Raw genomic sequence first — 457 nt, forward strand, 5'->3', positions numbered from 1 at the left:
ATCAAGTTCACGCGCCTACCTCAGTTCCCTGGCAAGTATGTGATCATCGACGGCGAGCGTCGGCTGCGTGCGAAGAGATCGCTGGGCGAGACGCACATCGATGCCGAAGAACGTCATGACGTACTGCCCATCGACCTCTACACCACGGCTTACCGAGCGAACAACGACCACGAGCGGCAGTCAATCTTCGATGACGCGATTGCGTGGCAGCAATTGATCGAGCAACAGGTGGTCGCGGATCAAAATTCGCTGGCTGAGAAGGTCACCAAAGACAAGGCATACGTCAGCAAGGTTCTTTCGCTGAACGCACTGCCGAGAGCCATTCTAGAGCGCATGGCAGAAAGTGCTGATCGTGTGGGGTTGCAGGCGGCCTACTGCCTCAAGTTGATCTTCGACCGTGTCGGGGAGGAAGGCGCTGATCGTCATCTGACGGCAGTTATCGAAGGCAAGAGAACGG

The 457-nt window shown here is 56.7% G+C and carries 1 protein-coding gene; it reads left to right on the top strand.

Annotated features, from left to right (window positions below):
• Nucleotides 1–39: 39 nt before the first annotated feature.
• Nucleotides 40–457: hypothetical protein (locus F8279_RS29915; protein ID WP_225853471.1), on the top strand; the 418-nt coding region annotated here is incomplete at its 3' end.

It is taken from the genome of Micromonospora sp. AMSO1212t, from assembly GCF_008868145.1.
Classification (GTDB): Bacteria; Actinomycetota; Actinomycetes; order Mycobacteriales; family Micromonosporaceae; genus Micromonospora; species Micromonospora tulbaghiae.